Below are 19,936 nucleotides of genomic sequence, written 5' to 3'. Positions count from 1 at the left end.
CGGCCCGGGCCCACCTCGGGACCGGCTCGGCAGCACCACCCCCAGAAGACCGACAGAAGCTCAAGGGGAGCAACTGATCATGAACAGCCTGAAGATCCGCCGTACCGCCGTCGCCGTCGCCGCAGCCGCCGTGCTGCCCTTCTCCCTCGCGGCCTGCTCCGACTCCGGCGAGACCAAGGCCGCCCCCGCGGCCGCCGGTGATGAGGCCAAGACCGGTACGAGCAACCCGATGGACGACTCGACGACCGGCGATCAGCCGTTCGGCGCTGCGTGTGCCGGTGTCCCGAAGGAGGGCGCCGGTTCCTTCGACGGCATGGCCAAGGACCCGGTCGCCACCGCCGCCTCCAACAACCCGGCGCTGTCCACGCTGGTCGCCGCGGTCAAGCAGGCCGGTCTCGTCGACACCCTCAACAACGCCGAGGACATCACCGTCTTCGCGCCGACCGACGACGCCTTCGCGAAGATCCCGAAGGCCGACCTCGACAAGGTCCTCGCAGACAAGGCAACCCTCACCAAGATCCTCACCTACCACGTCGTCGGCCAGAAGCTCACGCCCAAGCAGCTCGAGAACGGCAGCTTCGAGACCCTGCAGAAGGGCATGGTCAACACCTCCGGCGCAGGCGAGTCCTACAGGGTCAACGACACCTCGAACGTGGTCTGCGGCAACGTGAAGACCGCCAACGCCAACGTCTACATCGTCGACACCGTCCTGATGCCCAAGTAGCCCCGCAGGCGCCGACCGGCGCAGAACCCGCGGGTGAGCTAGCGCAACACCCGGTGGCCCGGCGCCTCCGAGACCGGAGTCGCCGGGCCACCGACGCGAGCGGGCTGCCTCAACAGCGCGGTGGAGCAGAGGGCCCCCTGGTCGGCTTCTCGGGTCTGAACCGCAAGCGTGGCCGAGAGGGCGCCGCAGCAGCAGCCCGCCCTCGGCGACTCCTTGCGGCGCAGTCTCCACGGCCCACCGCCCACGGCCTCGTGCCCCCACTCGACACCGCCGGCCTGATGCCACGCACCGACTTCACCGCACTGATCGCATCGACGATCAGCCGCCGTTCGAAGACGCCGCCGCGGCAGGAAGCCGCAAGCCCCTTGATTACTTTACGGGTCGACCCGTAAGGTAAATGCCATGAGTTCCTCCCCGCCCTCCAGAGGGCGTCCCCGAGATCCCCGCTCACACGAAGCGATCGTCGGCGCGACCGCAGAGCTGGTGGTCGAGGCCGGCTACGCCGCGACATCGATCGGGGCGGTGGCCGCGCGGGCCGGTGTCGGCAAGGACACGATCTACCGGCGGTGGTCGGGCAAGCCGGAGTTGGTCTTCGAGGCCGTCTTCACCACCACTGACGATGCTCCGACCCCGGACACCGGAACGCTGGCCGGGGATCTGACCGCCCTTCTGCAGGGCCTGGTCGACGAGTTCCGCGCACCTGCCGCCGCGGCGGCACTCCCGGGGCTGCTCGCCGACTTCGCCGCCGATCCGGAACTGAAGGCGCGCATCCGCGCCGACTTCCTGGCCCCGTCGAAGGAACGGCTGCTGGTCGTCTTCGAACGCGCCGTCCTGCGCGGGGAGATCGCGGCCGAAACGCCCGTGGACCTGGTCCTGGACACGCTGGCAGGAGCCGTGTTCTTCCACGTGGGGCTGGTCGGGGAACACCCTGACCCGCAACTGGCCGCACTACTGGCCGCTGTCGTGGCCAAGGGGATCGAGGTCCGGTGAACGGCTGGCTTCTCGCGGCAGGGACCACCGCGCTCGGTGTGGCCGCGGTGCACATCGCCGGCGGGCACCGCGATGTGGTGCGCCCGCTGCTCTCCTGCGGGCTCGCGGACGAACCCAAGCGGGTCCTGCACGCCGTGTGGCACATGGTGAGCGTCGACCTGGTGCTCTCCGGACTCGCTCTGCTCTACCTCTCCCTGACGGACGGTACGCCGGAGAGGGGCCTGGTGGCATGGTTCGTGACCGCGCACTTCATCGCGTACGCGGCAGTCTTCCTGGTCGTCACGCTGTCCGTCGGCTGGCCCAGACCACTACTCCGGCTGCCGCAGTGGATTCTGCTCCTGCCGGTGGCGGTGCTCGCAGCGGTGGGCGCCGCATAGCCGCACCCTCGGAGAGTCTCCCGCGGACGCCCGCCGCGGATGCGGCGGGGGCCGCAGCCTCGAACCCGTCGCCCGAGCCGTGGAACGCACCAGGAGCGAAAGAGCACCTGCCGGGAGGCGACCACCCGCGATGCGGGAAGCGATCTCCGACCGGTCGGACGAAGCTGGTCGGACCCGCGCGTGGATGCTCCCGCGAGCCGACACCCTCGGTCCAGAGCCGGCGCGGAGGCACCCCGCGACCTTGCCGCGACACGTCCGCTTCTGTCGGTTTGCGCGGAATACGTCGTTACCGTGATCGCATGACGTCTGACCCGACCTCACCATCCGCAGACCTCGCCTCGATGGACAGGGCGGAGTTCGCCTTCCCCGGGCCACTTCGCGACCAGCTCGTCGCAGCGATCCTCGACGGTTCCAAGACCTCCACGACAACACTCGTCGCCGACTACGAGCATGAGGGGGAGCCCCTGCCGGAAGTCGGCAGCCGTTCGGTGGTCATCGACTCGGACGATCGACCGGTCGCGATCATCGAGGTGACCGCCGTGCGCGTCGTCCCGCTCGCGCAGGTGGACCTCGCGCACGTCGTGGACGAAGGGGAAGGGGACACCAGCGTGGCCGCATGGCGGGCAGGCCACGAGCGGTTCTGGCACAGCGAAGAGATGCGTGCGGCGCTGGAGGACCCCGACTTCACCGTGAACGACGCGACACCGGCGGTTCTGCAACGCTTTCGCCTGATCACCGACCTTCGTCCCACCGATTGACCGCTCTCCCAACTCTCGCTACGCCGTAAGTCCGTCAACGACCAGGGAGCACTGGAGAGAGGCCGAAGACGCATCGACATCGAGGCCTGGCTGAAAGCGAGGCCACAGTCGACAAGAGTCAGGCCGGTGTCGGCCTGAACTGCCGCAGATGGGCCACATGACGGCCGCCCGCCCCATCTTCACCGCGACGTCCAGGCCCTCGCCGGGTGCACGCCCGGTGCACTGGCCGGCCTGACCACGTCCACCGAGCCCTGACTGCCCCGTATCCCAGGCCGATCGCCTGCGGGCGGCGGTCCGCCCGGAGGTCGTGGAACTGATCGGCGACGGCCCGCGCACGGCTGCCGAGGTGGCCGTCGAAGCCGGGACCCCCGCTCGCCGACGCCGCCCCGTACTCCCTGATCGAGGCGGTGGCCGGCTGACCCGCGCGCTTCGCGCGCCTGCTCTTGCCGCTGGACGAGAAGGTCAACGAGCGCATCAAACGCGACGGTGAGAGCAGGCGCGGATGGGGCTCCGCCTGGCGAGCCCGGAACCGAGCGGTGCGGGCTCGCCTGGGCGGATGTCAGCCGAGGTCGTCGGGGTCGTAGACGTCCTTGTCGGCCGGGATGTCCACCTGTACGGGCTTGTTGATGGCGGTGAAGGCGAGGTCGAACGGGTTCGGGCCGATGGTGGTGGTCACCTTGAGAAGAAACGGTTCGCCTTCGGTGGCGACGAGGAAGACCCCTTGGGTTGTGTTGATCGTGACCGCTTCCTGGCCGTCGATCTTGGTGAGTGCGCCCTTCTCCGCGTCAGGGATGCTGTAGATCTCCCTGAGCAGGCCGTCGCGGTCGCACAGAGCGGTCAGTCCCTTCATGGAAGGGTCCGAAGCCTCCGTCCGCATCCAGCGGCCCGACATCTCCTTGCGGGCCCGGCTCGCCTCATCGTCGGGCATGTCCTTGGTCTGGGCGAGGATGTAGGCCTCGTCGCCCCGGAGGAAGGTGTGGTCCCGGGTGCGGACCACGTCGATGGTGCCGCCGCTGGGGGCCGACATCGTGCCCTTGCATTCGCCGGTGCCGCTGATCGACAGGTTCACCTGCGTGGGTACACCCTGCCTGGACGTTGTCCCGCTGACGGTGAACGTGGACGCGCCGCGCAGCGCGGTCACGGAGTCGTTCAGCACCCGGGAGCCTGGCTGGCCGGGGAACGGTTCGGACGACAGGCAGCCGGTGAGCCCGAGGGCCGCGGCACCGGTCAGGGCGACGGCGGCGATCAAGCGGTGAGCGGTGTGCACGAAGACTCTCTTCAATGGGGGAGCAGGTCGGAAGGAGCGTACGAGCGTCCGGACGGCGCCCCGCGATCGGGTCGGCCCGCCGACGCGCCCGCACACCGGCTGGCGTGCGCCTTGACCGTGGCTGCGGTCATGGACGAGCCTCTCCCGCCGGGGGCGGTGCCCGGTCCGGCCCGTCCTGGCCTGCGGGCTCGGATGGCCCGCAGGAGCAGGACTTCGTGTCACGGCGGGCCCAGCGGTTCGGCTTCAGGACCGGGTCCAGTAGGCCCAGCCCTCCCCGGAACGCGGCTCGCGGAGCCAGCTGCGGGTCTCGACGCCGTCCAGGCGGCCGTGGCACACCGCCTCCTGTGACACTGAGACCCCGAAGTATGAGGCGATCGAGTCGAGCGCTGTACGGAGGCCTTCGGGAACGGTCCGCCCCGCGAAGAGGCCGGCGGGTGTGAGTTCTGTTGGTATCTCCCCGGTCGTCGTCCACGAGTCACCCCGGATGGTTGCGCCGTAGCGCTGCTCTCCTTTCTCCGCGTAGGAGAAGTGGAATGTGGAGGTGTCTTCGAAACCTCCCTGCGGTTCGTACGTCACGATCACGGCCCGTGTCCCGCAGGAGGCCTGTGCGGCGGGGGGCTGGAAGCGGTCCTGGACGGCGTCCGTGCCCCGGCTGGAATGGGCGAAGACCCAGCCCTCACCCGCCGCACCGAACCGGACGACTGTCCGGGCCTCCCAGGGCTCTCCACCCGGCTGGGCCTGCCACGCCTCGCCCACCGTCAAGGCCGGCTGGACGGTCGTCGTGTCGTCGGCACCCAGGAGCCGGGGGACCTCCGACAGTTCCACGCCGGCGATCAGAACGATCCGGAAGCCGTGAGGAGATGCGCCCGCGAGCCAGCCCAGACCGTCGGCGGGGGCAGCCCCGACGGGTTGCGGGGCATACCTGGTGGCCGCCGGGCCGCGGGGGGTGGACAGCAGAAGGCGGCCGCGTTCCGGAGTGAGGACCGGCCCCAGGTAAGGATCCGCCAGCAGACCGACGGGGGCGATGTGTTCGGCGGAGCGAGGGGTCCACGCGTGCACCGCGGCAGCCAATGTCCGCCAGGCCGCCTCCGGTTCCGCTCGCCGGGCCAACGCGCGCGCCGTTTCCACGGCCTCCCCGAAAACACCGTCCGCCCGGTACCGGAACGTCCCCTTCTCGATCGCCCGCAGGGTCTCGGCAACCGCGGGCCGGTCCACATCGGGATACCGCCGCGTCAGCGACTCCTCCCGGTGGATGCCGTACTGCGGCTGCGCCCGACAGGACAGCGGCACCGCTTCGTGGGCGATGTACGGGTCGCTGAGCGAGCCCCCTTCCTCGGCTCCGGTTGCCGTCCCGCACAGAGCGTCGATCTGGCCCAGGAGCCGGGACGCCCTCGGCCGGCCGAACGCGACGGCATCAGCAAGGGATGCCCGCGCCTCCTCGTACTCACCGCGCAGGGCAGCACGCCGCGCCCCCTCGACCTGTTCGTCCAGGGCCCGGGTGGTGTCGTTCGAGAAGCCGGGCCGGTCAGAGGCCATGGAGTGGAACTGCCGGTACATGTCCTCCATGAAGTGACGGAAGGACGGGTGACGTTCCGCGGGGCTCGCCCACCAGGGGGCCCAGGTGTACACGGCCCACTCCCCCCGTGCGTCCACGTCCCCGGGATCCAGGAGAACGTCCACCATGTCGGACTCGGTGGCCAGTTGAAGGGAGCGTGACCATGTGCCGGCCATGCGGACGAGGTCCTCGTCGGCGTCGTCTCCGGCCCCGTCCAGCCACATGTCCCTCATGTCATGCGGATCACCGCACCAGTCGAGGTCCTCGCAACCGGCGAGCCGCCAGACAAAGGTGCCCGCGTGGTGCCAGCCGTCGGTGACCGCGAGGAAGGACCGCAGGGACGGGGGAAGCGTGACGCCGAGACGGGTTTCGGCCGCGGCGATCCCGGCCGCGGCCGCCGCCTCACGGCCCAACCACCCGGCCGCAGCGCACCCTTCCCCGCCCCGAGGTCCGTCGCGTTCCGGATCGTAGGCGTCCGCCCACTCCGCGCTCCACCGCTCGAGAAAGGGACGCCACTCGAATCGCATCATGGCCGCGATGCTGTCAGCCCCCTCTGACAAGAGCCCCGGGAATCAGACGGGGCAGCCCCTGTCGCCGCAGCTGTGCTGACGGGCGTCCGGCGGGCCCGCTGCCTGGCCATGATGCGGGCGGACTTGGTCCTGGCGCTCCTGGTCGGACCGACCGCCATGGCCCTGTTGCGCAGCGGCGTCGCCCGGCCAGGTCCGTTCGACCGTCGGCCGAGGCCGCTGGTACGGCGCTCGGAGGAGGTACAGCGGCGCGCCACCCGTCGATTTTCACCGGATGCGGACGGGCGGGTGCGGCACGCTGGAACCGGCCAGCGCCGGCACCAGATCCGGCGGGCACGGGCCGTCGTGGAGTGGGGGAAGGGGCCAAGTCTGGTGGATCGGATGCTGAGGGACCTGGGGCTGCGCACGCCGGCTCGGTGAGGGTACTGCTGAGGGACGCGGCGATGGCGGTGCAGGTCGGCCGGATCCCGATGGAGACGGTCGAGACCGCGCTCGGCACGAGCGAGGCGGCTGCCCCCCGGTACGAACGTGAACGTACGGGCGGGTTTCACGGCGGGCCCGCCAAGTCCTCCGTGCCGAGAGGGCTTTACCAGCCGTTCTACGGAAGACGACGGCTCACGACAGAGCTGGGCCAGGCGGCGAGCCGACCGAGGCTCGAAGGGAGAAGTGGCGAAGATTCTGCGGTCCTCCCGGCGGGCAGTGGGCGCACCGTACGGGAACTCCGCACGCGTCGGCCGGAGCTCCCGCGCCCGTACCACCGCCGGCGCATGACATTCCTCGGCCCGGCTGGGCGCCGCCACAGACCATTCCACGGAACTCGCGAGGCAACGGGTACCGGTCACGCCGCGGGATCGTGCGACAGGAGGCAGGAGACCGCTGCCGCTGCACGTACCGGTGTAGGGCAGGCCCGGTCCGCATGACCGAATACCGCCCCATTGGGCAGCTGGCCGGTTTTGGAGCCGCCGTGTTGTCGGGGAATCGGACGTCAGGACATGATCACTTCTCGCGCAACCTGACTATTCATCTGGGAGTCGCGATATGAGCAGTAAAACCCCTGCCACGAGATGGAGACGGAGCTATTCCGCCCGGCCGGCGCACGGCGCCAACACCGTCGCCTGATACAGCAGGCTCGGCCTCAACGGGCCAGGATGGCCGGGCTCTGATCACTGCAGCCTCGTGGCCCGACGCAACCGGCAGAGGCCGCACCACCCCCTTGCCCCTCGAATTCGCCGCCTCTCGGGGGAAAGCGGGAGCCGGGAGCCTGCCGGCTTGGCGGCGCCTCTTCTCTGCCGCCGCACAGGCGTTTCTCGTTCCGCCATGCCAATTTTCAATGCAAAGGAATCTTAGCTTTCATGTACAAACGTTCGGAGTTTCTTGTCCTCACCACAGTGGGCATAGTGCTGTGCTCCGCCGGTCTCACGCCGTCCGTCAGCCAGGCAGCCGGCGGTACAGGCGACGGGAAGGGTTCCTATGCCGCGAAGAACGGCCTGACAGCGGATGACATCAGGCTCATCAACACACTGAACGACAAGGCCCTTCATCTGGGCCGGCCGGACAAGACCCCGGGGGAGGCCCTGCCGAACGCGACCGAGTCCCTCCGGGCCTCCGCCGCGGCCGGTGGCAGGGTCACTCCGCCTGCCGAGCCCCTGAACCGCCTGCCGGACGCATACCGGGCCCATGGAGACAGGGCCACTACCGGCATCAGTAACTACATACGCAAGTGGCAGCAGGCCTACAGCCACCGCGACGGACAAGCGCAGCAGATGACCGAACAGCAGCGAGAGCAACTGTCCTACGGATGCGTCGGCGTCACCTGGGTCAATTCAGGCCCCTACCCGACGAACAAACTGGCCTTCGCGTCCTTCGACGAGAACAAGCACAGGAACGCTCTGGAGAACACCAGCCCCCGGCCGGGCGAGACGCGGGCCGAGTTCGAGGGGCGCATCGCCAAGCAAAGCTTTGACGAAACAAAGGGGTTCAACCGGGCTCGTGATGTGGCAGCCGTCATGAACAGGGCCCTGGAAAACGCCCACGACGAGAGTGTCTACCTGAGCAACCTCAAGGCAGAGCTCACAAAGAACAACGACGCCCTCGCCGGCGAAGACAGCCGTTCCAACTTCTACTCGGCTCTGAGGAACACCCCGTCCTTCAGGGACAGGAACGGGGGCAACCATGACCCGTCCAAGATGAAGGCGGTCATCTACTCGAAGCACTTCTGGAGCGGGCAAGACCCCTGGAGCCCCTCCGAAAAGAGGAAGTACGGCGACCCCGACGCCTTCCGCCCCAGCCAGAACACAGGACTCGTCGACATGTCGAAGGACAGGAACACCTCACGCAGCCCCGGCAAGCCCGGCGAAAGCTATGTCAACTTCGACTACGGCTGGTTCGGGGACCAAAAAGAAACAAACCCTGACAACACCATATGGACCCACGCCAACCACTATCACTCACCGGAAGGCGGCATGGGACCCATGCAGGTATACGAGAGCAAGTTCCGCAACTGGTCCTCCGGATACACAGACTTCGACCGTGGAACCTACATCATCACTTTCATACCCAAGAACTGGAACACCGCACCCGCCAAAGTGAAGCAAGGCTGGCCGTAACCACCTGCCCCTTCACGAGCACGATTCCGCGCACCCCACGCCGGCCCGCCGTCAGCCAGGGCCTCGGCGAAGTCGCGAGAGGCTCCCGTCCTTCCCACGAGGACCGGGCGCAGAGGTGTGGGCGTGCGCTCCCCCTCACCTTCTCGGACCTGGCGACCGGGCGCACAGGCGGGTCGAGTCGAGCCCGATGCCGAGCGAATCGCGAACGTGGCGCGGCGGCGTGGTGTCGACCGTGAGCCCTGATCTCCCGCCGCCACCGCCCACTAAAGTCACCCTGCCCCTGAAGGGGGGACCAACCCGGTGGCCAGATGCGTTTGCCCGTCTGCCGCAGGAGGCTGCGGTGCAGGTGCGGGGGTCGCAGCATCACCTGCGGCCCCCGTCGGGCTCGGCCGGTCAGCGCCACGGCCCGACGTGGAGCTGGGCGCCCGTCCTGCTTCTACCAGTGAACTTGCTCTCCGGTTCATCACCAGTGGTTGGTGTCAACGATCTCGCCCACACAAACGTCTGGTCGTACTCCCGCCACGCCGGAACGGCGTGCGGCACATGCCCGTACGACTTCTCGACTCTCCTGCGGGTCCGCCGGAGTGACTGTCAAGCACTTGGCCGCACCCGGGACACGGCCGCACGACGTCCCGGGCGAGGTGCGGGGGGTCGACCGGTTCCGGTCGGGGTCGGGAGGTCTGTGCCCATCGGGTGGCCCGCCGGGGGGCGAGTACTCCCGGACCGGCGGACCGCTTCATGCCGGCACCGTGAACGTTCAGCCATAAGGAGTTCAGTTCGGCGGCTGCAGCCGCTGTCCTGCTTCACGGCAGGCTGGCTTCTGAGGCAGCGTGGACGCTGCCACTGCCGCTCGCAGTGCCCGGGGCATGCGCCGGTAGGCGTCGTATGGCCGGGACCCAGAGCAGCGCGAGAGTGGCCGGGACCGCGATGGCCGTCATCGCGTACAGAGTGGGCCGCACGCCGAAGGACTCGGACACCGGGCCGGCGAGCGCCAGGCCTACCGGCATCAGTCCTGCCGACAGCAAATGGTCGTAAGAGCTCACGCGGGACAGGGCCTTCTCGGGCACGTGCGTCTGCAGCGCCGTCTCCCACAGGACGAAGAAGAGAGAGACAGCAACGCCGGTGACCGCTTCGAGGACCGCGATCACGACGAGCGATGCGCCGGAGCCGATGATGATCGCCTGACAGGAGGCCACAGCCAGCGCCGCAGCGGCCAGGGCCATGGGCCGCGTAATCCTGAGCCGGTAGGCGCATACATCGCCGACGACGGCCCCGAGACCGAAGGCTGCGACCACCACTGACCAGCTCGCCGCACCGCCCCACTCACGCGCGGCAAGCACGGGTCCCAGCACATAGACCGACGGCAGCACGACAACGTGGTAGACCGCCATGCCGGCCAGGCCGGACAACACCCACGTCCGGCTGCGCACCTGAACCCAGCCAGCGCGCAGTTCCGCGAGGAAGGTCCCCCCAGCAGCGCCGTCCACTGTCTCCGATGCCGTCTCGCGGGGCCTCAGCCGGGCCAGGAACGCGGCACTGACGGCGAAGGTCAGGGCGTCCAGGGCCAGCGCGCCGCCGGGGCCGGCCAATGCGACCAGTCCACCGGCCAGGGCCGGACCGAGCACCAGCCCGGACGACTGGACGAACCCGCGCAGGGCATTGGCCTCCCGCAGCCGGTCTGGCCCGATTACCAGCGGCATCAGTCCTGTGGAAGCGGGCATGAAGAACGCATCCGCCGTGCCGAACACGAGCATCAGCAGGGCCAGATGCGCAACCTCGGCGACACCGGTCAGCAGCAGTACAGCAATGAGCCCCTGTACGGCGAACCGCACCATGTCAGAGATCAGCATGATGCGGTGCCGCCGGAGGCGGTCCGCCCATACCCCACCCACCAGGGTGAACAGCAGCATGGGCACCAGCCCCGCGGCCGCCACCAAGCCGACGTCAGAGGCGGACCCGCCCACCGAGAGCACGGCAAAGGGCACGGCCACGAGCGACACACGGTCGCCCAGCACCGACAGGGACTGCCCTATGAACAGGCGGGCGAACTGCGGCTCATCACGCAGCACGCCAGGGATCAGGGATTTCATGCGGTGGCCGTTTCGAGGCAGGAGGGCAGATTGCGCGGCGCCCGATCGTAAGGAGGACTGTCCACGCCGGTCACTTGAATTTCCCCCAGCCGCCCTCCACCGCTTGCTCGCCGCGGGCTGCGGCGCCGACGGCCGCATCGCTGTGACGAACGCCTTCGAGGTGGCAGGGGCTTACGACGTGCCTCTTCGTGCCGGTCGTCAAGGTCGTCGACAACACCTTCGACCTCGACACGTGCGAGGGCGTGGCCGAGATCGCTCTCGCGCAGCAGCTCGACACGGACAAGGCCGTCCTCTGCATGGAGCCCGTCAAGAACTGACGCCCCACACACGGCCGCAGGGGCCGGGACCCGCCGCTCCGGGTCGCCCGTGCCCGGGATGGCCAGGACGTGCGGGGCCCGGTGCCTGGAGGACGAGCCGGCGGATCGCGGAGGCCCTGCCGCGCCGCAGAGGAACGCCGGCGCCGAACCGTGGCGCTGAAGCGGGATCCTCAGGTCCAGTGAAGCGTGCGCCACGGGCTGGCCGGGTCCGTGGTCAGGACACGGTGGGTCGCGAGGACCGTCTCGTACCACTCGCCGAACTCCTCCTCGTCGAAGTGGAGACAGCGGCCCCAGGACGTAGGCGGCCGAGAAGTCCTCCCACGAACGGTAGTTGACCTGGACGAGACGGCTGGCCCGGACCACGGCCGCCTCTGCCTCCTGCAGGGAGCACAGGCGGGCGGCGAGTCCCCAGCGGGCCATGCCGGAGGCTCGGCCGTAGTCCCAGGCTTCGACACTCCGGACGAAGCCCCCCTCGGGCAGCAGGCCGTCGGCGCGGAACCGCGCCTCGTAGCGGGCGATGCGGCCGATCAGCCGCTGGAGGCCGGCCACTTGGCCCTCCAGCTCCGCGGCGGTGACGGCGCGGCCCGGGCTGACGCCGTCCGCGGTCAGGCGGGGCTCGGCGGCGGCCTCGGCGCGCCGGCGCACCACGTTCTCCGCGGCCTGGCGCCAGTGGTCGACGTCGACGGGGCCCGCGAAGTCCAGGGCCATGGAGCGGCGAAGCTGCAGGACGAACTCCCAGACCCCGCTGACCATTCCGGCGCGCAGCAGCCGTTCCTGCGCGTCCTGCCAGTCCCCCCGGGTGGTGACGCCCCACCAGCGTTCCAGCGTGCGCTTCTCGTCGCGGTATCCGCAGCCGTGGTAGGCCATCGAGTTCCAGTAACGCCCGTTGTGCACGTTGATGTGCGCGCCGACCGCGAGACCGAAGGCGACGGGGCCGGTACGGGGGCCGCCCACCTCCAGGGTGTGGACGACGTCCTGGGCCAGCCCCGGCCGTTCGACCGGGGCGCAGTGACGCTGCCACAGGGCGCGGCCCTCCGGCCCGGCCGGCAGGACGCCCTCGCAGGGACTTCCCGGGTTGACGACGAGGTAGGGCGGGTCGTTCTCGTTCCAGACTTCCGCGAACCAGCCCAGGTCGTAGCAGTTGTAGACCGGGTCGGCGACGGGCGGCGGCAGCATGCCGCCGGTGTAGACGGCCAGGCACATGGTCTGGGTCTGCGCGTTCCAGTAGGGGTGGAAGCGGGTGTTGCCCGCGTTCGCGTCGGCGTAGGCCCGCGACTGCATCATGTACAGGTCGGCCCGGGCGACGAGGTCGTAGTACGAGGGCCAGTCGCCGCGCGCCTTCGCCTCGTACAGCCCCCGTTCGACCGCGCTCGGCGCCTGCCAGCCCCGCGCCGATGCCGTCGGACCGGGCCGGGTTCCTTCCCCGTGACCTGCTGTCAAGCTCATGGGCAAACCCTAAAGGCTGATCCGGCGCGGGCGGCGTGCCGGCGTCGCCGGGCGGGGGCCGACCGGGGCGAGGTCGTCCAGGCGCCGGATCACCGCCGCCGACGGATCGCACGTCCCACAGCCGACCGATCCGGGCGACGCGCTGCGCGAGACGGCACGTCCGCCGAAACACCATGGGGGCGAGCCCCGGTCGAGCGCGCAACCTGGGTCCCGCCCCCTGCTAGGCCCCGCGCGGGCGACCAGCCGGCCCATCCGGCAATCGCCTCCGGTCTCTCTGGAGGTTCGGCAGACGCACAGTGGTGGTGTGGGCGAGGTGGTTGACCATGGGCCAGCCGAAGCCTCCGGTGCCGTCCGTCAGGTCGGGGGTGCGCATGCGGGGTGGCTGCGGGTTGGGGTCGTGGACGGCGACCTGCCGGGTCCTGCTTGCGACGTGCTCGTCCCCCGGGCTGCGGGCCTCAACCCGGACCCGAGAGTCGCGCGCCTGCATCGTCACGGACAGGACCGATAACCTGCTAACCGGCCACACGAAAATCTATAACGGCCGGAGTAGACATTCGCTGGTGAGGTGGTTATGGTTTCTCTCGTAACGCAGAGAGACCGCAGGGTCCGGCAGAGACGAACTGCCGGGCAGCAGTACCCGTAGTACAGGTAGTTGCCGTACGCAGGACGGTTCGGTGGTGGAGTTCCGAAGCCAGGGTTGTTGCAGGACGGCGACGGGACTGACGACCGGACCGGGTGGCCCGCAGTCATCAGGGGCCGCCATCAGCAGTACCGCAGTTGACGCAGTGATGCAGTACCCGCAGTAAGTGCAGTTCGCAGTACCCCAGCAGTGAAGTGAGTGAGCGGTACCTCGGTGAAGGCGTCAGCTGCGGGCGCGCGCACCGGGAAGTTCGGCAGTGGGGTTCTAAGCCAGAGCAGACGCAGGATGGGCGACGGGGCTGGCTGCCGAAGAGTGGCGCTACTGCAGGCCACTGAGCAGTTCGCATCACCAGTAGTACCGAGTGGAGCAGTACCCGCAGTTCGCATTACCAGCAGTACAGAAGTTCCCGCAGGTAAGTAGTTGACCACCAGAGGGAAGAACGGAGGAGTTGAGGCGCCATCAGGATCGCCCGGACGCCACGCGAGTCCGGGTACCGCAGGACATCGTCAGCGAGGTGGTCTCCGGTCACGCATCCGCGATCCCCGCATCCCCGACGAAGCTCAGGTCGGGTCGGCGGAAACAGAAGGCCGGCGCAAGACCAGGGCCGGCAGATGGTGTAGCAGTTCCTTCGGGGCCCGGGTGCCAGCAGGCACCCGGGCCCCTCCACGCGTTCCGCAGAGAGGTGAAATGACCGCAGAAGACACGCTGGGCCGTCTCGACGACGACGACTACCCCGCCTACACCATGGGCCGGGCCGCCGAAATGCTCGGCACCACCCAGGGCTTCCTGCGCGCCATCGGAGAAGCCCGCCTGATCACCCCGCTGCGCTCCGCCGGCGGGCACCGCCGCTACTCCCGCTACCAGCTGCGCATTGCGGCCCGCGCCCGGGAGCTCGTCGACCAGGGCACCCCGATCGAGGCGGCCTGCCGCATCGTCATCCTGGAAGACCAGCTCGAGGAAGCCCAGCGCATCAACGCCGAGTACCGCCGCGCCGCCGGTTCGGCGAACCCGGCGGTCGCGGCCTGAGTCCGTACCCATGCCCGCCGGACACCTGGCGGGCCCGGGCCGGCTCGCGCACGGGTGTACCGAGTCGTTTCCTCTGGTGACAGGGTGTGCGGGCGTGTACCGTCTGGGTCAGCTGTCGTGGTTCGGACGTTCCCCTTTGCCCACGCCTTCGGCGTGGGTGTTTTGCTGTGCTGTGCCGCAGGAACCAGGGCGATCACCTCCGCCTCCCGCAGGGTGTGGGAGGCGTTCATCGACTGGAAGGCATGGATATGGCTACGGGAACTGTGAAGTGGTTCAACGCTGAGAAGGGCTTCGGCTTCATCGCCCAGGACGGCGGCGGCCCGGATGTCTTCGCCCACTACTCGGCGATCAACTCCTCGGGCTTCCGTGAGCTCCAGGAGGGCCAGGTCGTGACGTTCGACGTCACCCAGGGTCAGAAGGGCCCCCAGGCCGAGAACATCAACCCGGCCTGACCCTCCCCACCCCCGCCTGCAGGCACCGAGATCGGCCCGGCTTCCCGACCGCCCGGTAGCGGGCGACCCGAACGGCGGAACCCCGGCCGGCGCCCCAGGGGCAATGGACACGCACCGGACGAGGGCTGCGCGACTGCGCGCGGCCCTCGTCCGTGGTGGTGCATCGCCACCTCCCGCGCGGTCGCCCCATCGAGCAGGGGGCCGGTTACCGCCGCCGTGCAGAGGAGCTCAGCCTGCCTGACTGCTCGGTCGCTTGGGCAGGAAGCACATCAGGGCTCACATCAGGGCGAGGGTGCCGCTGATCCACCAGAGGGTGCGGTGGGCGGTCAGCGCAGTGCCAGGGCGCTGCCCAGGCTGGTCTGTAACCGGCGTTCCTGAGTTTGCCTGACCTCGGAGGAGCGCAGGATCAAGCCGTGATCGAGCAGCGCCAACTCGTGGTCGCAATCATGCGTGCAGGTTCGTCGGGACCTTGCCCGTGTGTGACGAGGTGACGGTGCCGTCCGCGGGGGCCCGCCCCGGTTTCGGCGCGCACGCAGCCGGTCCAGCGCGACTGTCTCCCGCGGTACGGGAGACGGTCGAGGCGATCGTGCGGGCGGTGGGAGCCGGCGACGACATCCTGATCGACCGACTGCTGACCCGCTTCACGCACCTCGCGGACTTCCACGCCCTCATACACCTGCGCACCCGCCTGCACACCACACTGCGCGCAACGACGGGCCTGCGCCCGAACACCACGCTCCCGTTTGCGCCTGGAGGCCGCAGTTCGCTTCGCGGTGCCGGTTACGCCGGGGTGCTGGGCCAGCAGGCCGACTCTCTTGTGGAGGGGTGACGCGGAGGCTGCCGGATCGTTTCAGCTGATGTGAATGATGTATTCCGCTTTCTCGTTCCGGGCTTCCGCCGTCCGGTCCACACCAGCATGCCGGGCTGGGTCCCAGCGTCCGCGGTGGCAGTCGTGGCGCGTCCGCGTCAAGGGGTGCCGGGGTGAGGGGGCGGTCGTTCTACTGGTGTCGCTCCTGCCGCGGGCCCCTCTACGCCACCAGTTCCCCCGCGATTCCGGCCGGCTGGGACTGGGAGATCGACCATCAGCAGCCCGGCGACTGCGCCAACGGGCATCTGATGCCCCTGACCGGCACCGCCACCGTCCCCGAAGACCTGCCCAACGCATCCTGCGTGCTGCTCGTCCTCGGATCCTGACCCCCCCACCGCCGGCACCCGGGGCAGGCATACCCGCCACCCCGCTGCGGGTCTCCCGGTGACGGTCGGGATACGGGCCGCCACGAAGCCCGGCGCGGGGCCGTTGGGCTGCTTATGGACCACAGGAACGTTCCAGCGCAGAGAAGTTTCGCCGACGTGCGGGCGGGCGGCGGGTGGGTGTCGGATTCTCCGATCTACGACGCCGTCGAGCGGCAGTGGCGCCAGGAAGGCCGGGAGGTTCCCGGCGGCGAAGGAACCGCGCCGAAAGGAAGGCACCGGCCGGCAGGCGCAGACCTGTTCCACCGCGGCTGACCGGACCGGCGGTGCCGCCGGTCCGGCCGAAAGATCCGAACCAATACCGGGAATCAGGCCGCGACGAGCTCCTGCTCGCGGTCCGGCCTTTCGACCTTGGGCTTCTTGTTCGGCAGTGAGAGCCGGAAGACCTTGCGCCACGCAGAGAACACCTGCTTGGGGAGCGGCCCGGTGACGTACTCCAGCTCGTACTTCTCGAACAGCGCGCGCACCTTCACCGCGACCTCGGCGTACCGGTTGCTGGGCAGGTCCGGGAACAGGTGGTGCTCGATCTGGTGCGACAGGTTGCCGGTCATGAAGTGCATGGCCCTGCTGCCGCTGATGTTCGCCGAGCCCATCATCTGGCGCAGGTACCACTGGCCGCGCGTTTCGTCCTTGATCGACCGCCGCTCGAAGACCTGTACGCCCTCGGGGAAGTGCCCGCACATGATCACCGAGTGGGACCAGATGTTGCGGACCAGGTTCGCGGTGAACGTAGCGGCGAGCGTGGGGAGGAACGACGGGCCCGACAGCAGCGGGTGGATCACGTAGTCCTTGAGCACCTGCTTGCGGATCTTGCGGCCCACGGCCTTGGCCCGCGCGCGGAACTCCGGGTTCTTGCGGCGGCGCTTGTGCAGGTTTTTGCCGAGCTCCAGGTCGTACGCTGCGATGCCGTACTCGAAGAAGCAGGCGTTGATGAAGTTCCACAGCGGCTGGCCGAGGTGGAACGGGTGCCACTTCTGGTCCTCGTCGACGCGCATGATGCCGTAGCCGAGGTCGTTGTCCTTGCCGATCACGTTGGTGTACGTGTGGTGCAGCTCGTTGTGCGAGTGCTTCCACTGGTCGGCCGGCGAGACGTGATCCCACTCCCAGGTGGTGGAGTGGATCTTCGGGTCCCGCATCCAGTCCCACTGGCCGTGCAGGATGTTGTGGCCGATCTCCATGTTGTCCATGATCTTCGCCACGGACAGACCGGCGGTGCCGAGCAGCCACGCGGGCGGGAAGATCGAGAACAGCAGCACGCCCCTGCTGACCAGTTCGAGCTTGCGCTGCGCCGAGATGACCTTACGGATGTACGCGGCGTCTTCCTCGCCGCGGCCGGCGATCACCTCGTCGCGGATCGCGTCCAGCTCGCGGCCCAGCTCCTCGATCTGCTCCGCGGTCAGGTGGGCGGTGGGGTCGATGGCGGTCAAGGTGCTCCTACCGTTCGATGTCGCAGGGGCCCGCCGCGGCGGACACGCAGGTCTGGATGAGGACGCCCGGCTCGGCCTCGGTGATCTCGCCGGTGCGCAGGTCGCGGACGGCGCCCGCCCTGAGCGGCGTGACGCAGCCGAAGCAGATGCCCATGCGGCACCCGGAGGGCATGAGCACGCCGGCCTCCTCGCCGATGTCCAGCAACGGCGTGGCGCCGTCCGCGTCGACGGTCTTGCCGGAGGCGCTGAACGTGACCTCGCCGCCGTCGCCGGCGACGACGATGCCGGGGCGGAAGCGTTCGGTATGCAGGCGCTCTTGGACGCCGTGCCCGGTCCAGTGCTCTTCGGCGGCGTCCAGCAGGCCCGCGGGCCCGCAAGCCCAGGTCTCGCGCTCGGCCCAGTCCGGCACGAGTTCGTCGAGACGGGCGATGTCGAGCATGCCGTCTGTGTCGGTGTGCACCTCGGTGAGCCGCAGCTTCTTGCCCGCGACCAGGTCGTGCAGTTCGTTGCGGAAGATCACGTCTTGCGGCTGTGGCGCGCAGTGGACCATGACGACGTCGTCGAACACGATGTCGCGCAGCATGCCCATCACGGGCGTGATGCCGCTGCCGGCCGTCAGGTAGAGCACCTTGGCGGGCTTGGCCTGCGGCAGCACGAAGTCACCGGTCGGCTGGTCGAGCTGGATCAGCGTGCCCGGTTTCGCCCTGCGGACCAGGTGGTTGCTGACCTTGCCGTCCGGGATCGCCTTCACGGTGATCGTGACGCGGCCGTCCTGGCGGTTCGTCGGCGAGGTGATGGAGTAGGCACGCCACAGGCGCACCCCGTCGACATCGACCCCGATCCGCACGTACTGACCGGCTGTGTGGCCGCGCCAGCCTCGTCCCGGCCTGATCACGATGGTCGCGGCGTCACCCGTCTCGGGGTGCACGGCCTCAATGCGCCCACGCAGGTCAGCGCCCGCACGCAGCGGGCTGACCAGGTCGAGGTAGTCCGACGGCAGCAGCGGCGTCGTGACCATCTCCAGCAGTTTCCACGCCCTACTGCGGAGGGCTGCACTCGTCATGACACCAGCTTGATGCGCTGCAAGGCGTAAAGTCCTGACCGCAAGACGTAAATCTGGTCGGCTGAATTGTTCGCAGGGAATAAACCATGAGCCACCCCATCCGGAGGGTCACCGACCTGGCCCTGGATGAGACGACGGTCACCGCACTCCGGGCCGCGCTGAAGACCACCGCCGACGAGGTCGTCCAGGCGATCATCGACGAGGTCCCTCCCTATGCCAACGCCCTTGCGGGCCGCATGGGCGCCACCATCCGCCGAGCCGTCCGTACCGCCCTGGGGCACTACCTGGACCTCGCGAGCGGGAACGCCACAGGCGGCGACGCCGGTGACGCAGCCTACGAGCTGGGCCGCGGCGAGGTGCGCGACGGCCGTTCGATGGACGCCCTACTCAGCGCCTACCGCGTCGGCGCCCGCGTGGCCTGGCGATGCCTGGCAGCGGGTGCCGTACCCGTAGGTCTGCCCGCCGCCGAGGTCGCCAAGTTCGCCGAGCTGACCTTCGCCTACATCGACGAGCTCTCTGCCGCGAGCGCCGCGGGCCACGCCGACGAACTCGCCGCCCGGGGCAGGGCCCACGAGCGCCACCTGGAACACCTGGCCCGCGACCTCCTCGCCGGCGCGAGCCCGGAGGTGCTGCTGGCCTCTGTTCAACGGGCCGGGTGGCAGCCTCCGGTTTCGCTGACCGCGGTCCTTCTGCCCGCCGCCCAGGCCCGGCCTGCCTACCGCGCGCTCGACCCGAGCACCCTCGTCCTCGACGATCTGCCGGACGCCACCGGTGTGCTGCTCGTCCCCGACGCCGACCGGCCACATCTCTTGCGGCAGCTGACCGACCGCACCGCCGTGGTCGGCCCGGCCCGGCCATGGACTCGTGCGTCCGCCTCGTACGCACGAGCCGTACGCGCGCGCTCCCTCTCCTGCGATATTCGCGACACCGAGGACCACCTGCCCGAGCTGGTGCTGAGCGCCGACGTGGACGCGTTCGCAGACCTGCGTGCCCGAGCCCTCGCACCGTTGCGGACCTTGCCTGTCGCGACGGCACGGCGGCTGGAGGAGACGTTGCGAGCGTGGCTGCTGCACCAGGGCAGGCGGGACGAGGTGGCGGCGGCGTTGTTCGTCCATCCCCAGACGGTCCGGTACCGGATGTCGCAGCTGCGGGAGCTGTTTCCGGATCTCGCATCGCCACACCGGGTCCTTGAACTGACGCTGGCAGTCGGTCCTCGGGTCAGCTGACGCGTACTTCGACCGCCCACGACCGCGTCCGCGAGGAGTCCAGGAATCGTGACCTCGTTCTCGGTGCCATCAGCTGCTCATGCGGCCCGGGGGAGAGCTGTATCGGCCAGCTCAGACGCCACCACCCTCGCCTCTGTACAGGCGGAGCTTCGCCGCGGCGCTGGAAGTACGCACCATCCAGCGCCGCGGCGACC

16 protein-coding genes and 2 pseudogenes are annotated in these 19,936 nt (G+C 69.4%); 11 read left to right on the top strand and 7 right to left on the bottom strand.

The window, feature by feature from the left end; all coding sequences use genetic code 11:
* Window positions 1–79: 79 nt before the first annotated feature.
* The 4 genes from ACFWFZ_RS27390 (at window position 80) to ACFWFZ_RS27375 (ending at window position 2,849) form a co-directional block, all read left to right on the top strand.
* A complete protein-coding gene (locus ACFWFZ_RS27390; RefSeq protein WP_387125637.1) occupies window positions 80–724 on the top strand; it encodes a fasciclin domain-containing protein in 645 nt (214 codons plus the stop codon).
* Between the two features lie 402 nt (window positions 725–1,126).
* A complete protein-coding gene (locus ACFWFZ_RS27385) occupies window positions 1,127–1,714 on the top strand; it encodes a TetR/AcrR family transcriptional regulator (protein WP_387125636.1) in 588 nt (195 codons plus the stop codon).
* Window positions 1,711–2,091 carry a hypothetical protein gene (locus ACFWFZ_RS27380; RefSeq protein WP_387125635.1) on the top strand — a complete coding sequence of 127 codons (381 nt, stop codon included), beginning with the start codon at window positions 1,711–1,713 and terminating at the stop codon, window positions 2,089–2,091. The genes ACFWFZ_RS27385 and ACFWFZ_RS27380 overlap by 4 nt, the downstream gene beginning before the upstream one ends.
* Before the next feature lie 299 nt (window positions 2,092–2,390).
* Window positions 2,391–2,849: an ASCH domain-containing protein gene (locus tag ACFWFZ_RS27375; RefSeq protein WP_387125634.1), complete on the top strand. Its 459-nt coding sequence runs from the start codon at window positions 2,391–2,393 to the stop codon at window positions 2,847–2,849.
* 559 nt (window positions 2,850–3,408) lie between these two features.
* Here the strand turns inward: ACFWFZ_RS27375 and ACFWFZ_RS27370 are convergent.
* Together ACFWFZ_RS27370 and ACFWFZ_RS27365 are read right to left on the bottom strand one after the other, a co-directional pair.
* Entirely contained in the window at window positions 3,409–4,116 is a 708-nt protein-coding gene (locus tag ACFWFZ_RS27370) for a hypothetical protein (RefSeq protein WP_387125633.1), read from the bottom strand.
* A 243-nt stretch (window positions 4,117–4,359) separates the two neighbouring features.
* Window positions 4,360–6,201: an SMI1/KNR4 family protein gene (locus ACFWFZ_RS27365; protein ID WP_387125632.1), complete on the bottom strand. Its 1,842-nt coding sequence runs from the start codon at window positions 6,199–6,201 to the stop codon at window positions 4,360–4,362.
* A 1,349-nt stretch (window positions 6,202–7,550) separates the two neighbouring features.
* Here ACFWFZ_RS27365 and ACFWFZ_RS27360 point away from each other — a divergent pair.
* On the top strand, window positions 7,551–8,804 hold the full coding sequence (locus ACFWFZ_RS27360) for a protein-glutamine gamma-glutamyltransferase (RefSeq protein ID WP_387125631.1): 1,254 nt from the start codon (window positions 7,551–7,553) through the stop codon (window positions 8,802–8,804).
* Between the two features lie 803 nt (window positions 8,805–9,607).
* Here the strand turns inward: ACFWFZ_RS27360 and ACFWFZ_RS27355 are convergent.
* Window positions 9,608–10,894: an MFS transporter gene (locus ACFWFZ_RS27355; protein ID WP_387125630.1), complete on the bottom strand. Its 1,287-nt coding sequence runs from the start codon at window positions 10,892–10,894 to the stop codon at window positions 9,608–9,610.
* A gap of 188 nt (window positions 10,895–11,082) precedes the next feature.
* On the opposite strand from ACFWFZ_RS27355, the gene ACFWFZ_RS27350 reads away from it, so the two are divergent.
* Entirely contained in the window at window positions 11,083–11,211 is a 129-nt protein-coding gene (locus ACFWFZ_RS27350) for a hypothetical protein (protein ID WP_387125629.1), read from the top strand.
* Window positions 11,212–11,381: 170 nt separating this feature from the next.
* On the opposite strand, the pseudogene ACFWFZ_RS27345 reads toward ACFWFZ_RS27350, so the two are convergent.
* Both ACFWFZ_RS27345 and ACFWFZ_RS27340 read right to left on the bottom strand, forming a co-directional pair.
* Window positions 11,382–12,657, bottom strand: a pseudogene (locus ACFWFZ_RS27345) (DUF1266 domain-containing protein).
* A 220-nt stretch (window positions 12,658–12,877) separates the two neighbouring features.
* Window positions 12,878–13,069 (bottom strand): annotated as a pseudogene (locus tag ACFWFZ_RS27340) (hypothetical protein); the annotation flags it as partial.
* A 915-nt stretch (window positions 13,070–13,984) separates the two neighbouring features.
* Here ACFWFZ_RS27340 and ACFWFZ_RS27335 point away from each other — a divergent pair.
* The 4 genes from ACFWFZ_RS27335 to ACFWFZ_RS27320 all read left to right on the top strand — a co-directional run bounded on the left by ACFWFZ_RS27335 (window position 13,985) and on the right by ACFWFZ_RS27320 (window position 15,969).
* Window positions 13,985–14,323, top strand: a complete 339-nt coding sequence (locus ACFWFZ_RS27335) for a MerR family transcriptional regulator (protein ID WP_387125628.1) — start codon at window positions 13,985–13,987, stop codon at window positions 14,321–14,323.
* A 248-nt stretch (window positions 14,324–14,571) separates the two neighbouring features.
* Window positions 14,572–14,775 carry a cold-shock protein gene (locus ACFWFZ_RS27330; RefSeq protein WP_008735947.1) on the top strand — a complete coding sequence of 68 codons (204 nt, stop codon included), beginning with the start codon at window positions 14,572–14,574 and terminating at the stop codon, window positions 14,773–14,775.
* Window positions 14,776–15,250: 475 nt separating this feature from the next.
* Complete coding sequence (locus ACFWFZ_RS27325) at window positions 15,251–15,604, top strand: hypothetical protein (protein ID WP_387125627.1); 354 nt, start codon at window positions 15,251–15,253, stop codon at window positions 15,602–15,604.
* A 152-nt stretch (window positions 15,605–15,756) separates the two neighbouring features.
* On the top strand, window positions 15,757–15,969 hold the full coding sequence (locus ACFWFZ_RS27320; RefSeq protein ID WP_387125626.1) for a hypothetical protein: 213 nt from the start codon (window positions 15,757–15,759) through the stop codon (window positions 15,967–15,969).
* A gap of 365 nt (window positions 15,970–16,334) precedes the next feature.
* Here the strand turns inward: ACFWFZ_RS27320 and ACFWFZ_RS27315 are convergent, their stop codons facing one another.
* On the bottom strand, window positions 16,335–17,453 hold the full coding sequence (locus tag ACFWFZ_RS27315; RefSeq protein WP_387125625.1) for a fatty acid desaturase family protein: 1,119 nt from the start codon (window positions 17,451–17,453) through the stop codon (window positions 16,335–16,337).
* 7 nt (window positions 17,454–17,460) lie between these two features.
* The gene (locus tag ACFWFZ_RS27310; protein WP_387125624.1) at window positions 17,461–18,516 is read right to left on the bottom strand and encodes a ferredoxin reductase; all 1,056 of its coding nucleotides are present in this window, start codon (window positions 18,514–18,516) and stop codon (window positions 17,461–17,463) included.
* Window positions 18,517–18,602: 86 nt separating this feature from the next.
* On the opposite strand from ACFWFZ_RS27310, the gene ACFWFZ_RS27305 reads away from it, so the two are divergent.
* On the top strand, window positions 18,603–19,742 hold the full coding sequence (locus ACFWFZ_RS27305) for a PucR family transcriptional regulator (protein ID WP_387125623.1): 1,140 nt from the start codon (window positions 18,603–18,605) through the stop codon (window positions 19,740–19,742).
* Window positions 19,743–19,936: the final 194 nt, after the last annotated feature.

It is taken from the genome of Streptomyces sp. NPDC060232 (genome assembly GCF_042726555.1).
Lineage (GTDB): Bacteria > Actinomycetota > Actinomycetes > Streptomycetales > Streptomycetaceae > Streptomyces.
Note: the sequence above shows the minus strand (reverse complement) of the source record. Positions and strands in the feature narration are given on the sequence as shown.